Consider the following 14681-nt stretch of genomic DNA (forward strand, 5'->3'; position numbering starts at 1 on the left):
GTAGGGAATTAAATTATCGGTAAATAAGGGGAAAAAGGCAATCATGGATCAGGAAAAAAATAATGCGAATGGGAAAGCACGTCGGCCGATTGTATACATAAAAAGAACAATCATTCTCGTCTTACTATTTTCACTTGTATATTTCATGTATACAAAAATTGTTGTGCATAATAAGAAAGAAGAAACTTTAAAAGCAGCAGCAGAAATGAAAAAACAAGAAGAGCTAAAAAAGAAAGAAGAAAAAAAGAAGCAAGAAGCACAAAAACAAAAGCAAAAAGAGCAGGAAGAACAAGTGAAGCAAGCACAAGCTGTGGAAAAGCCTGCTGAGGGACCACCTCAAGAAATTAATGAAAACGCTCAATTAGATCAATATTTACAAAAAGCAGGATTTAGTGGAACAGCGGTTATTGTGAAGAACGGAAAAGTTCTTTTGAATAAAGGATATGGTATGGCGAACAAAGAGAAACAAGTACCGAATAATTCAGAGACAACTTTTTATATTGGTTCTATTTCAAAGGCGTTTGTAGCGACTGCTATTATGCAATTAAAAGATCAAAATAAATTAAATGTAGAGGATACGGTTGCAAAGTATATTCCAAATTTTCCACAAGGTAATAGTATTCAGCTAAAACATCTATTAACACATACATCAGGGATTCCCGAATATGAGCAGGGGAAAGAAGATATTTCTCATGAAGAACTGATAAAGCGGATAGGAAATCAAAAGCGTATTGGTGGTCCAGGAGAGAAGTGGAAATATTCCGATTCGAACTATTCTATACTTGCCTACATTGCTGAGAAGGTAAGTGGACAACCGTTAGAAGAGTATATTAAACAACATATTTTTGCTACTGCTGGTATGAAACATTCTGGTTTCGGTAAAGCGTTAGAGCAAACAAGGTTCCCATCAACAGGTTATAAAATAGTAAATAACAATATGACAACACCTAATATTCCAAGTATGTCACAACTATATGGTTGTGGTGATATATATACAAGTGCACATGATTTATATTTATTTAATGAAGCACTCTTCTCTGGAAAGTTAATTTCAAAAGAGAGCTATGATCAAATGTTTACGGCCGTGAAAAAGGATTACGGATTTGGTTGGTATGTAGACCCGGGAAGTTACTCGAATCACGGTGTAATGCCAGGATGGAATTGCTTAAATGGATTTAGTAAAAATGGAAGTGTGTATGTCGTTTTATTATCTAACATTCAAAATAACATTAAATCGTTTGGTAACGTGAATAACGACATTTATTCGATGTTGCGAAATATTGAAGTGTAAGAGGCTATCCTTTTGGATAGTCCTTTTTTATTGAGGAAGTGTATGTGCAATGGGATAATGAAATAAAGTGAAAATTTAATCAGTGGGGTTTTCTTCATCCCCCACTGATTATTAGTTGAACCAATCGGGCTTTACGGACAGTTGATCCCCCACCTAACCTCTTTGCTTTCGCCGAATTTTGAGGTGGGGGTCTTACTGCCCGGCGAATAGCGGGGTAAATGGAAAAGGGGGAGGGATATGAGTATACATAAGCATCACGCACGTAATGCGAAACGCATTTTTTTTGTATCTGTCATTGTATGGATTATCGTCGCAATTGGATTAGTGATGGAATATAAAAAAGGGATGCTATTCACTTTGGAGAAAGAAAATCTGAAATTAATAGGTGTTGTACTACCGGCATTTGGATTATTAATATATGGCTTTATAGAAAAACAAAGATCAAAAATGCTCAAACAGGAAAATTATAATATAGAGACTTCTGAATTATTGGAGCAACAAAAATTTGTTGTTCGCAAAGAGGTAGGAGTATTTCAAGTAATTACATACTTTGGATTAGATGGAAATACAGTAGGGTTTTTAAAAGAAGAGTATGATTTTGTGATTCAAAGTGTATGGCAAGCTGTACTCTCTTTTCTTTTTAAGGGACTACATAAGCAACAATTTTATTTATATAATCACTCGGGAGAAAGGTTGTTACGTGTTCAAAAGAAGATGGGAGTACGTAATTTCTATGTTTTTTCTAATGTAGATGGAAAGAAAATTGGAGAGTTGAAACAAGTACTAAGTTTAACAAAGTGGGAATGGATTTTTTTAGGGGGGGATGGTAAAGAATTTGGTAAAGTGACTGGGGACCTTTCAGCAACAATGCAGAAAATAGACTGGCGAGATGGAACGCATATTGATGTGAAAGAAGATGGCATTCCATTAGAAGCTGTTAAGTATTTTTCGGTAAGCGGTGGTTCTCTTGTTACAGCTTATATAAGTGAACAGGCAGCATTACCAAGAGCGGTTTATTACAGTGTCTCTGCGATAGTTACAATTAAAAATTAAGATATAAAAAAAGATAGATGGGATACCATCTATCTTTTTTGTGTGATTAGAACATATTGTTTTGCTGAAAAATGTATGTCTTACCTATCACAAAAAAGTTTGTTTTGTATACATTAAGATGTATGGATGTATTTTTATAATTTAAAAATCATAGGAGGAGAAGTGTATGTGTCTGTTCGGTAAGTATTGGAAAAAGTTATCGAGATTGTTTAATAGACAATTAGATTATTTTTTAGATAATAAGTTATTACCTGCTGTGGAACGACTTTTATTTTCACAAAACTTCGCGAGATTTATTCAAAGAAACTCTAAGCAAGCTACGGAAGAATTTATTGAATCAAGCAGATTTCAATCTATTATTTGCAAAATATTAAAAGAATGTAATACATCACCTTTTAAAGAAATTGCAGAGCAGTATTTGGGTAAAAACGTAGAAATTACGGTGACAGTTGGACAGTTAGCAGGTGTTATTGTAGCAGTTGGTGATGATTTCTTAACACTGCAAGAAGGAATAGGAACAGAAGTTTTATTACCATTTACAAGTATTATATCAATTAAAGAAGCGTAAGAAAGGAGACTTATATATGTTATTTACTGATGAATTGCGTAACCATGTTGGTGAGTTAGTGCAAGTTGTGACAGCGGTCGAAATTGTTGCAGGTATTCTGTTATCTGTGACAGATGGGGCAGTAAGTGTCCGTACTTCTCCTTCTTATGGACCACCGGAAGATGTAGTTGTACGTATTCCTATTATTTCTTATGTTCGCTTGGAAGGGTAAGCGTGATACAAGTATGAGAGTATCAGTTGTAATTCCGGCGCATAATGAAGCGAGTACTTTATCACAAGTTTTAGTAGAAGTGGAGAAGTTGAAGCCATATGAAATTATCGTAGTAGATAATGGATCGACAGATGGGACAAAAGAAATAGCGTTCCAACATCATTGCCGTGTAATTTATTATAAATATTCTCTTGGCAATGATGTTGGAAGGGCGATTGGAGCAAGAGAAGCGAAAGGTGACATTGTTTTGTTTTTAGATGGTGACATCGTTATAGATAACAAAGAGCTGCAACGTTTCATAAAAGGAATTCAGCAAGGCCACCAAATTGTTGTGAATAATTTAACATGGTCTGTTTATTTAAAGATGAGACCGCATTATACGACAGTTGGCAAATATATGTTGAATCGTTATTTAAATAAAAAAGAGCTTGTTGTTGGATCTTTAATCGCAATTCCACATGCAATGAATAGGAAAGTTATTCAGAAGTTTGGTTGGTGGAATTTAGCGGATCCAGCACTATTTCAAGCGATGGCGATGTCTAGAGGAGTAGATATTGTCGATATGGCTTCGGTCGATGTCATTCATACAAATAAAGTGCGTCCTGTTCATACTGGCACATCACCTGGTTCCCCTTATCCAAAAGCGACTAGTCGTATTATGGGAGATCATTTACGTGCTTTGCAATACGTAATCGAAATATATGGTAAGCGTGGTGGCTTTTCGGAAGGAAATAGGGATAGAGGGTTTGTAGGAAAGTATAAACCAGTTTTATTACAAAAGAAAAAAGCGAAATATAGTGCGATTATCCCAGTATCAGAAGAAAAGACGACTATAAGATCTGTTATACAAGAAGTGAAAAAAGCAGGTGTAGATGAAATTATAGTTGTTGCGAATGGAGCGGACGTTGAGACAATTAAACAAGCAAAGTTAGAGAATATCATTGTTATTGAATTCGAGGAAGCGCTCGGACATAATGTAGCCCGAGCGATAGGAGCTATGCATGCGACGGCCGATATTTGTTTATTTGTCGATGGTGATTTTGCTATTCCGGGGAAAAAACTAATTCCATTTTTACATGCTATTGAAGATGGGAATGATGTGGCATTAAATGATTTACAGTGTTTATTAGATATGTTTCATCCGGCCGACCCAATTAGCATGGGAAAATATTTTGTGAATTTAGTAGCGAAACGACCAGATTTATGGAATAACTCATTAACGGCAGTACCACATGCTATGCATAAAAAGGTAATAGAGAAAATCGGATATGATTCTTTGATTATTCCACCATTAGCTCAAATGAAAGCTATTTTGGAGGGGTTCTCTATTACAGCGGTAGAATTTGTAGATGTTATAAAAACAAATCGAGTACGCCCAGAGCAACATGGATTTGTAAATGGGCGTATTCCAGCATTTGACCGTATTTTCGGTGATCAACTTGAGGCAATTGCATATTTATTGCAATCCACAGACGAGCGCGGAAGTTTTACAGATGGAGAGCGGGATAGAAATATCATTCAACAATTGAGAAAGGAAGAAGAGAATACAGATGAATGTTAGTAGTACAGTTGCCATTATCGGATTAGGATATGTTGGTCTTCCTTTGGCAGTTCATTTTGCAGAGAGAGGACATAGAGTAGTTGGATTAGATAAAGATACTAGAAAAATAGAATCAATTATAAAAGGAGAAAGTTATATCTCGGATGTTTCTTCTAAATTGTTACAAAGTTTATTGAATAGCAAAAGATTAATAGTAAATACACCGGATCAAGGTATTGCTGATTTTCAAAATAGTGATTACGTTATTGTCACTGTCCCAACTCCAATTAATGAACAAAGAGAACCAGACTTAAGTGCCCTCATTTCAGCTTCGCATTATATACAACAAAACCTTCAAAAAGGACAAACCTTCATTTTCGAAAGTTCCACATATCCAGGTACGCTCGAGGAAGTGATTATTCCGATTATTTCTCAAACAGGAAAAAAGGTAGGAGAAGATTATTATATTGGATATTCACCTGAGAGAATTGATCCAGCTAATAGTCAATATTCTGTTCAGGACATTCCAAAGGTTATTAGTGGACAAACTGAGCAGTGCAAACAAAAAGTACAGGATTTATATAGCACGATCTTCGATGTAGTTGTTCCAGTTAGCTCTCCAAAAGTAGCAGAAATGTGTAAGCTATTTGAAAATATTCAGCGCTTAGTCAATATTTCGTTAGTAAATGAGTTAAATACACTATGTGAAAGTTTAGGAATTGACTTTTATGAGGCACTTGAAGCGGCATCTACAAAACCATTTGGATTTACGCCGTATTGGCCAGGACCAGGGATAGGGGGACACTGTATTCCGGTAGATCCTTTATATTTCCAGTGGAGAATAAAAAAGAATGGAGAAATTAGTCAATTAATTGAGGCGGCACATGTAATTAATGAGGAAATGCCAGAGAAAATGGTCCGGAAAGTAAAAGGTGTGGTGCAATCACCTGCATCAGTTTTAATTGTAGGGGTTGCGTATAAGAAAGATGTAAATGATTTGAGAGAATCACCTGCGTTACCAATTATTCAATTACTAATTAAAGAAGGATACGAGATAAAATACCATGATCCATATATTTCTTCTGCCGAAATTGGAGATAAGGTGTATCAATCTGTTTCCTTGGATGAAAAAACAGTTAAAGAAGCAGATTGTATTTTAATTTTAACTGACCATTCGAATATAGATTGGAAGCTTTTTAAAGGAGTGAAGCGAGTAATAGATACACGTGGAATTATAAAGAAGGTGAGTGTATGAGTAAGAAATGTTTAATTACAGGTGGAGCAGGATTTATTGGATCGCATTTAGCCGAAGAGTTGGTGAGAAGAGGTTATGATGTCACGATTGTTGATAACTTCTATAAAGGAAAAAATAAATATCATGATGAGTTAATGAAAGAAATTCGGGTTATTCCAATAAGTGTTTTAGATAAAAATTCTATTTATGAATTAGTAAATCAACATGATGTAGTGTTTCATTTAGCAGCAATTTTAGGTGTGAAAACGACAATGGAAAAGAGTATAGAGCTCGTTGAAACGAATTTTGATGGAACGAGAAACATTTTACAAGCAGCGCTAAAAGAAAAGAAAAAAGTAGTCTTTGCGTCTACTTCGGAAGTATATGGTAAGGCAAAGCCACCCTTTTCTGAAGAGGGTGATCGATTATACGGGGCAACTTCTAAAATACGTTGGAGTTATGCAATTTGTAAAACGTTAGAAGAAACATTATGTTTAGGATACGCTTTAGAAGGTTTACCTGTAACGATTGTTCGTTATTTTAATATTTATGGTCCAAGAGCGAAAGATGGTCCGTATGCAGGGGTAATCCCACGATTTATTAGTGCGGCACTGCAAGGAGAAGACATTCTTGTATATGGAGATGGAAAGCAGACACGTTGCTTTACGTATGTAAGTGATGCGGTAGAGGCAACGATTCGAGCAATGGACGAGAAGGTAAATGGTGAGATTATTAATATAGGTTCTGAGAATGAAAAGAGTATAAAAGAAGTAGCAGAAGTAATTAAAAAGCTAACGAAATCTTCTTCAAAGATTGTTCAAGTTCCTTTCGAAGAGGTATACCCACATGGCTTTGAAGAAATTCCAAATAGAAGACCAGATGTAACGAAATTAAGAGAACTTGTTCAATTTCAAGCGAAAGTAACGTGGGAACAAGGGTTGAAAGAAACTATTAAATGGTTTCGTGAAGAAAACAATGGCTAAGTCACTATCGATTATTATACCTGTATGTAATGAAGCGGATACGATTTCAGATGTTATTCAATCGGCAAAAGGATTAAATCCAGTAGAGATTATTGTAGTAGCAAACGGCTGTAATGATGGTACAGAAGAGGTTGCTGATCGTTTAGGGTGTAAAGTAATCAAGTATACAGAGCTACTGGGTAATGATGTGGGCCGTGCAGTTGGCGCAAAACACGCGATAGGTGATGTATTACTATTTATAGATGGAGATTTTGCCATTCAAACTTCAAAGTTAAAATTATTCCTGAATCCAATTTTACATGATCAGGCGGATATTGTTTTAAATAATTTGGATGCATTATTTTTCAAGAAACAAAAACCGCACTCCGTGACAGTATGGCGTCAAATATTAAATGCAATGTTAGAGCGTGAAGAGTTAAAAATTGATTCTTTATTATCTGTACCTCATGCGCTGACGAAAGAAGTTGTTCAAAGTATTGGATATGAGTGTTTTGTTAATCCCATTGTGGCTCACTTACGACTAGTACAAAGCGAATGGAGAATTAGTCGTCATTGCGCAATTGATGTTATTACGCCGAATAAATTTCGGCCGACCGAGCATGCTGCATATGGAACAAGCCTTTCTCAATCTGAAAAACGAATGATAGGTGATCATATAGAAGCTGTAGCAGAGCAGATAGTAGATAGCGATGAGCGCGGAAGATATCATGATGGAAATAGGAAAAGAGAAAGTGTCTATCATACTTTAGATTTTGAAGATTTTTATCAAGGGTGGGGTGCTACATCTCATTTGTATAAGGGAAAGCAATTATCGGTCATTATTCCCGTACAAGATGAAGAAAAAACAATTGGAAACGTTATAGAAGAGCTTCGCAAAATTGAACCTTTTGAAATCATCGTTGTTGTAAATGGTTCGTCTGATAAAACAGCAACGATTGCAAAAGACAAAGGAGCAACGACAATTGTATATAAAGAAGCACTCGGAAATGATGTGGGGCGCTCACTTGGAACGTATTTTGCAAAAGGAGAAATTGTGTTATTTATAGACGGTGATTTTGTTATTCCAGCGAGTGAGCTATATCCTTTTGCAAAAGCTATTGCAGATGGAATGGATGTCGCATTAAATGATCTAAATCATTATTTAGATTTAAGAGTACCGCTTCATCTTGTAACTGCATTTAAATACGCATTAAATTTAGCTTGTGATAGAAAAGATTTAGGAGTAGGCTCTCTTATTGCTGTGCCTAATGCGTTTAGCCAGAAATGTTTGAAAGGAATTGGGTATAGGTCTTTACTGGCACCGTGTGTAGCCCAAGTAAAAGCTATTCTATCAGGATTTGAAGTCGCATGTGTAAGTCGTGTTGAGGTCGATAAGATGAACCGTATTCGTCCCAGTGAACATTTTGCAAAAATAGGTCATCCGCCAGCTGTACTCCGAATTATTGGTGATCATATAGAAGGGTTAGAGCAATTAATTGTATTAACAGGCAGTCGTGGTGGATTCCATGATGGAAATAGAAAAAGGGATATTCTATAGGTAACAAAAAAAGTGTACAACATATGTACACTTTTTTGCTCTGTTATAAAAACTATAACAGATTAGGAGATAAGAGTATTACAGCTCTACAATGGGTATTGTTCTTATATTACAAAATAGGACTCGTATATAAGAATACCAAAAAAATACAATTAAGGAAAGGGTTAATTTTAAAGACTTTTAAATGAAGTTAACACTATACATATAGTAGTTTGCTCAATATTTCACAAACATGTCACAACTATTTCGTTCACTTTCACTAAAAAGTAGTATTCTAAGTGTGTAAGCTGTTATATAAAAAATCTTAGTCCTGTACTAATCAAAAATGGAGGAGATTAGGATGACTCAAGTATTAGAAAATGTTAAAAACGCATGGGAAAACTTTAAAGGTGAAAAATGGAAAGCAGAGATTGATGTTCGCGATTTCATTTTAAATAATGTAAACGTTTTCGAAGGGGATGAATCTTTCTTAGCGGGAGCAACTGAAGCAACGAAACAACTTTGGGATCAAGTAATGGATTTAACAACGAAAGAACGTGAAAACGGTGGCGTTCTTGACATGGATACAAAAATCGTTTCTTCTATTACATCACACGAACCAGGATATTTAAATAAAGATATTGAAAAAGTAGTCGGTTTCCAAACTGAAAAACCATTTAAACGTTCTTTACAACCATATGGCGGTATTCGTATGGCGGAACAAGCTTGTGAATCTTATGGATACGAAATGGATAAAGAACTTAGTCGTATTTTTAGAGATTGGAGAAAAACTCATAACCAAGGTGTATTCGATGCATACACACCAGAAATGAGAAATGCACGTAAGTCAGGTGTTATTACTGGTCTTCCAGATGCATACGGACGTGGACGTATTATCGGTGACTATCGCCGCGTAGCGTTATATGGTATTGATCATTTAATCGAAGCAAAAAAAGCTGATTTAGATTTAACTGGCGGTGTAATGAGCGAGGATACAATGCGTTTACGCGAAGAGTTATCTGAGCAAATGCGTGCACTTCAAGAATTAAAACAGATGGCTGCTTCTCATGGCTTTGATATTTCTAAGCCAGCAACAAATGCACAAGAAGCATTCCAATGGTTATACTTTGCATACCTTGCAGCAATTAAAGAGCAAAACGGAGCTGCAATGAGTCTTGGACGTACTTCTACATTCTTAGATATTTATATTGAAAGAGATTTAGCAAATGGTACTTTAACAGAAGAAGACGTACAAGAAATTGTGGATCACTTCATTATGAAATTACGTCTTGTGAAATTTGCAAGAACACCTGATTATAATGAATTATTCTCTGGTGACCCAACTTGGGTAACTGAGTCTATCGGTGGTATGGCATTAGATGGTCGTCCATTAGTAACAAAGAACTCATTCCGTTTCTTGCATACATTAGATAATTTAGGACCAGCTCCAGAACCAAACTTAACAGTTCTTTGGTCTAAACAATTACCACAGAACTTTAAAAACTACTGTGCGAAAATGTCTATTAAAACATCAGCAATTCAATATGAAAATGATGACATTATGCGTGCTGACTACGGCGATGACTACGGAATTGCTTGTTGTGTATCTGCAATGAGAATTGGTAAACAAATGCAGTTCTTCGGCGCACGTGCAAACTTAGCAAAAGCATTATTATATGCGATTAACGGTGGTAAAGATGAGAAATCTAAAGCACAAGTTGGTCCTGAGTACGCACCGATTACTTCTGAAGTATTAGATTATGAAGAAGTTATGCATAAGTTTGATATGACAATGGAATGGTTAGCGGGTCTATATTTAAACACATTAAATGTTATTCACTACATGCACGATAAGTATAGCTATGAGCGTATTGAAATGGCACTTCATGATACAAATGTTCTTCGTACAATGGCAACAGGTATCGCGGGTCTATCTGTAGTAGCAGACTCTTTAAGTGCAATTAAACACGCAAAAGTAAAACCAATTCGTGATGAAAATGGAATTGCAGTTGACTTTGAAATCGAAGGAGATTTCCCTAAATACGGTAACAATGATGACCGTGTAGATGAAATCGCTGTAAATCTTGTGAAAACATTTATGAATAAACTTCGTAAACATAAAACATACAGAAATTCTGTTCATACAATGTCAATCTTAACAATCACATCTAACGTTGTATACGGTAAGAAAACTGGTAACACTCCAGATGGTCGCCGTACTGGAGAACCGTTTGCACCAGGTGCGAACCCTATGCATGGACGTGATACAAAAGGTGCATTAGCTTCATTATTATCTGTGGCTAAATTACCATATGAAGATGCACAAGATGGTATTTCTAATACATTCTCTATTATTCCAAAAGCACTTGGTAAAGAAGATGATGTACAAGTACGTAACTTAGTATCAATGCTTGATGGTTATGCAGTAAAAGAAGGCCATCACTTAAATATTAACGTATTTAACCGTGAAACATTAATGGATGCAATGGAACATCCTGAGAAATATCCACAATTAACAATTCGCGTATCTGGTTACGCTGTAAACTTTATTAAATTAACTCGTGAACAACAAATTGATGTAATTAACCGTACAATGCATGAAAGCATGTAAGTGAAAAAAGTGTCCCTCTGCATTTTATAAATAGCAGAGGGAGGCTGTTTCAATAAAGGAGGAAGTAACATGGTAAAAGGAAGAATTCATTCTGTAGAGTCTTGTGGTACTGTTGATGGCCCGGGAATTCGTTATGTCATATTTACACAAGGGTGTTTATTACGTTGTCAATATTGTCATAATGCTGATACGTGGGAGATCGGTAAAGGAAAAGAAATAACAGTCGAAGAAGTAATGCAGGATGTGACATGTTACCTTCCTTTTATTGAAGCTTCCGGAGGCGGTATAACAGTTAGTGGTGGGGAACCATTATTACAGCTAGATTTCTTAATTGAATTATTTAAGAAATGTAAAGAAGTTGGAATTCATACAACAATTGATTCTTCGGGTGGTTGTTATTCTGAAGAACCAGAATTCCAAAATAAGCTAGATATTTTAATGGATTACACAGATTTAGTTTTATTGGATTTGAAACATATTGATTCAAAGAAACATCGTAAATTAACAGGAAAACCAAATGAACATATTTTACAATTTGCTCGTTATTTATCGGATAAAAATAAACCGATTTGGGTACGACACGTATTAGTTCCTGGTATTACTGATAATGAAGAGGATCTACAAAAATTATCTAGCTTTATTCAAAGCCTGTCTAATGTTCAGAAAGTTGAAGTGCTACCATACCATAAGCTTGGTGTATATAAATGGGAGGCACTTGGGCATAAGTATCCACTCGCGAATGTAGAACCACCTACTGAAAAAAATGTAGAACAAGCAAGACATATTTTACAAGCAGTCTAATCCAAATATTGGATTAGACTTTTTGCTTTCTTGACAATAAAACCTAGAGTATATATATAGAAAAGAGTATACTGAAAATAGAATATCCATATTTTTGTAAGGAATAAGTGGAGAAATTTACATAATTGTAAAGGGAAATCAAAATAGTAAAAAGAATTAAGAAGTAAAAGAGTGAGTATCATGGAATAGAGAACATTTGTAAGTTATTGCGAAAGCTCTTATAGGAAAGTATAATGTAAAGATATGAGCACAGATAGGATTAAGGGGTCAATCTTATATGCTTTGCATATCCACGACAGGTACATAGCTGAAAGAGAAGTATTAGAATCTGTTTATGTAATTTTTAAGGAAAATGTTTTTCCTATTGTCGTATATGCAATATGGAGAAACAATAAGCTAGGAGTGGATTTGTTTGATAAAAAACCCCAAGGTTTTAATATTAACTGCACATTACGGTAATGGTCATGTGCAAGTAGCGAAAACATTAGAACAAACATTTCGCCAAAAAGGAATTAAAGATGTAATTGTATGCGATCTGTTCGGAGAATCTCATCCAGTTATAACCGATATTACAAAATATTTATATTTAAAAAGTTATACAATAGGAAAAGAATTATACCGCTTGTTTTATTATGGCGTAGAAAAAATTTATGATAAAAAAATAGCATCTTGGTATGCGAATTTTGGAAGAAAACGTTTGAAATTACTTTTACAAGCAGAGAAACCGGATATTGTTATTAATACCTTTCCAATCATAGCTGTACCAGAGTTAAAAAAGCAAACAGGTATTTCAATTCCTGTTTATAACGTATTAACGGATTTTTGTGTGCACAAAATATGGATTCATCGGGAAGTAGATCGTTATTTTGTAGCAACTGATCACGTGAAAAAAGTTATGATTGATATTGGTGTGCCTGCGGAGCAAATTGTTGAAACTGGAATTCCGATTCGTAGTAGTTTTGAGCTAAAGATCAATCCAGACATTATATATAATAAATATCAGTTATGTAAGAATAAAAAGATTTTACTAATTGTAGCAGGTGCTCATGGGGTATTAGGAAGTGTAAAAGAACTATGCCAATCATTTATGTCAGTACCTGATTTACAAGTAGTTGTCGTTTGTGGGAAAAATGAAGCGTTAAAACAGGATTTATTAGGGTTACAGGAAAAAAATTCTGATGCATTAAAAGTATTTGGTTATGTTGAAAATATTGATGAACTATTCCGTGTTACTTCTTGTATGATTACAAAGCCAGGCGGTATTACGTTAAGTGAAGCGGCAGCATTGCAAGTACCTGTCATTTTATATAAGCCTGTTCCAGGACAAGAAAATGAAAATGCGATGTACTTTGAAAGAAAAGGAGCTGCAGTTGTCATTCGTGATGATAGTGAGGTTTTTGCAAAAACAGAGGCGTTATTACAAGATGATATGAAGCTTCTTCAAATGAAAGAAGCGATGAAAAGCATTTATCGTCCAGAGCCAGCTGGTCATATTGTGGATACAATTTTGGCAGAAAATCATGTAGAACCGAATCATATACCTATTAAATCACCTGCTCTTGCACAATTATTTACTTAATATGAAACCCTCTTTTATATGTTTAAAGAGGGTTCTTTATTGTTTTATAAGATAAAGTAGTAACTTATCCACATGAAGATTACGCTTTCATTAAACAGTAAAGTCGAAATATTAACAACTATATCCACATTGTCCACAATTTTTAGAAAAATATCCACAATTCTAACATTTACTATGCGTTACAGCATATAAACTTGTGAAGGGTTTATAGAATTTATTCACAATTCTATAAATTATGTGGATAACGTTATCCACATAAAAAAGGTTCCTTATAAATAAGGAACCTTTTTCCTACTCTATCACGTAGAAAAAATATGTAATGAGAATGAATAATTAGGGGGGAGAACTTCTAATTATTCATTCTCACTTTAAATACTTTTCGAGCGATAACCCGCTGCGCGATCTGCTTTACGAAATTCTCGTTGGTAGAGAACTTCTTGTGTACTAGATAATGCATTTTTTGCTTTGTCACGTTTCTTTTTATCCATTACAAATCACCTCGTGTCCTAAAGTCACTATCTATCGTTTCCAAAGACATGGGGTGATATACGTATATATCAAAATGTTAATGGTTAATTATTATTTCTGAAAATTTAGATTACGCTTCTTTTAAGTGATGAGAATCTTGGAACGTTGTATCTCGCATTGTAGCAAGTGTATATTGATCTTTTGGAATCTCATATAAGTTATATACTTCTTCATTCGCGTTAATTTCATCATAAACGGCTTTTCTTGTTTCGTTTGCTAGATTTACATATTGTAATTTTTCTGCAGCTTTAATAGAACGAATATTTATTTTGCGAATACGCATAAAGATCGTTTCAATATCTAACTCGTAGAAAAGTTCGCTAAAAAATGAATCTTTTGCCAATTTATTGTAGCCTTTTCCGTGATAAGGTTTGCCAAGCCATGTTCCAAGGAATCCAGCTTTTTCTTGCACATCAAATAAAGTAATTGTTCCGATAGGGTTACCCCATTCATCTAAAATTGTGCGTGAAATTAATTCCCCACGCTCTTCAGCTTCAATCGTTTGTTTCGTTAAAAATAAATATTCCTCATAAGAATAAGCCTTTTGACGTACAAAAGGGAAGACAGCTGGATCCACCATTAACTCGTATAGAACGTGGCTGTCGTGTAAGTCGCGTTTTTTCAACATACTAACTCCTCCTCACACGAGGGTAGCATGACGAAAAAACACCCCACCCTCGAAATTTTTATATCAATCTTTAAAAAATTTCGGGGTGGGAATCGAACCCACTAGAACCAGTTTCTAACGCTGGTGGCGCACCATTTG

The 14681-nt window shown here is 35.1% G+C and carries 13 protein-coding genes and 1 pseudogene; 12 read left to right on the plus strand and 2 right to left on the minus strand.

Features of this window, described 5'->3' with window-relative positions; genetic code table 11:
* The first annotated feature begins 43 nt into the window (after positions 1 to 43).
* The 12 genes and pseudogenes from ATN06_RS02550 to ATN06_RS02605 all read left to right on the plus strand — a co-directional run bounded on the left by ATN06_RS02550 (position 44) and on the right by ATN06_RS02605 (position 13387).
* Positions 44 to 1291 (plus strand): serine hydrolase domain-containing protein, encoded by a 1248-nt coding sequence (locus ATN06_RS02550; RefSeq protein ID WP_060629424.1) that lies wholly within the window; start codon positions 44 to 46, stop codon positions 1289 to 1291.
* A 237-nt stretch (positions 1292 to 1528) separates the two neighbouring features.
* Positions 1529 to 2344, plus strand: coding sequence for a hypothetical protein (locus ATN06_RS02555; RefSeq protein ID WP_060629425.1), 816 nt, complete (start codon positions 1529 to 1531; stop codon positions 2342 to 2344).
* 166 nt (positions 2345 to 2510) lie between these two features.
* Positions 2511 to 2912 (plus strand): LSm family protein, encoded by a 402-nt coding sequence (locus tag ATN06_RS02560; protein WP_060629426.1) that lies wholly within the window; start codon positions 2511 to 2513, stop codon positions 2910 to 2912.
* 16 nt (positions 2913 to 2928) lie between these two features.
* A complete protein-coding gene (locus ATN06_RS02565; RefSeq protein WP_002166988.1) occupies positions 2929 to 3123 on the plus strand; it encodes an LSm family protein in 195 nt (64 codons plus the stop codon).
* Positions 3104 to 4684: a glycosyltransferase family 2 protein gene (locus tag ATN06_RS02570; protein ID WP_110093203.1), complete on the plus strand. Its 1581-nt coding sequence runs from the start codon at positions 3104 to 3106 to the stop codon at positions 4682 to 4684. Before ATN06_RS02565 ends, ATN06_RS02570 begins: the two co-directional genes overlap by 20 nt.
* Positions 4674 to 5918: a nucleotide sugar dehydrogenase gene (locus ATN06_RS02575; protein WP_060629427.1), complete on the plus strand. Its 1245-nt coding sequence runs from the start codon at positions 4674 to 4676 to the stop codon at positions 5916 to 5918. Before ATN06_RS02570 ends, ATN06_RS02575 begins: the two co-directional genes overlap by 11 nt.
* On the plus strand, positions 5915 to 6880 hold the full coding sequence (locus ATN06_RS02580) for a UDP-N-acetyl-alpha-D-glucosaminuronate decarboxylase (protein ID WP_060629428.1): 966 nt from the start codon (positions 5915 to 5917) through the stop codon (positions 6878 to 6880). Before ATN06_RS02575 ends, ATN06_RS02580 begins: the two co-directional genes overlap by 4 nt.
* Positions 6873 to 8417, plus strand: coding sequence for a glycosyltransferase family 2 protein (locus ATN06_RS02585; protein WP_060629429.1), 1545 nt, complete (start codon positions 6873 to 6875; stop codon positions 8415 to 8417). Before ATN06_RS02580 ends, ATN06_RS02585 begins: the two co-directional genes overlap by 8 nt.
* Positions 8386 to 8605: pseudogene (locus tag ATN06_RS29355) on the plus strand (hypothetical protein). The gene ATN06_RS02585 and the pseudogene ATN06_RS29355 overlap by 32 nt, the downstream one beginning before the upstream one ends.
* A 152-nt stretch (positions 8606 to 8757) precedes the next feature.
* Positions 8758 to 11007 carry a formate C-acetyltransferase gene (pflB, locus tag ATN06_RS02595; RefSeq protein ID WP_060629431.1) on the plus strand — a complete coding sequence of 750 codons (2250 nt, stop codon included), beginning with the start codon at positions 8758 to 8760 and terminating at the stop codon, positions 11005 to 11007.
* A 69-nt stretch (positions 11008 to 11076) separates the two neighbouring features.
* Positions 11077 to 11808 (plus strand): pyruvate formate-lyase-activating protein, encoded by a 732-nt coding sequence (gene pflA, locus ATN06_RS02600; protein ID WP_060629432.1) that lies wholly within the window; start codon positions 11077 to 11079, stop codon positions 11806 to 11808.
* 412 nt (positions 11809 to 12220) lie between these two features.
* Positions 12221 to 13387 carry a diglucosyl diacylglycerol synthase gene (locus ATN06_RS02605; protein WP_060629433.1) on the plus strand — a complete coding sequence of 389 codons (1167 nt, stop codon included), beginning with the start codon at positions 12221 to 12223 and terminating at the stop codon, positions 13385 to 13387.
* 368 nt (positions 13388 to 13755) lie between these two features.
* On the opposite strand, the gene ATN06_RS02610 is transcribed toward ATN06_RS02605, so the two are convergent.
* Positions 13756 to 13875: a YfhE family protein gene (locus tag ATN06_RS02610; RefSeq protein WP_000358480.1), complete on the minus strand. Its 120-nt coding sequence runs from the start codon at positions 13873 to 13875 to the stop codon at positions 13756 to 13758.
* A 110-nt stretch (positions 13876 to 13985) separates the two neighbouring features.
* Complete coding sequence (locus ATN06_RS02615) at positions 13986 to 14543, minus strand: GNAT family N-acetyltransferase (RefSeq protein WP_000914738.1); 558 nt, start codon at positions 14541 to 14543, stop codon at positions 13986 to 13988.
* Positions 14544 to 14681 lie beyond the last annotated feature (138 nt).

Origin of the sequence: Bacillus thuringiensis (assembly GCF_001455345.1) — a bacterium.
Taxonomy (GTDB): Bacteria; Bacillota; Bacilli; order Bacillales; family Bacillaceae_G; genus Bacillus_A; species Bacillus_A thuringiensis_N.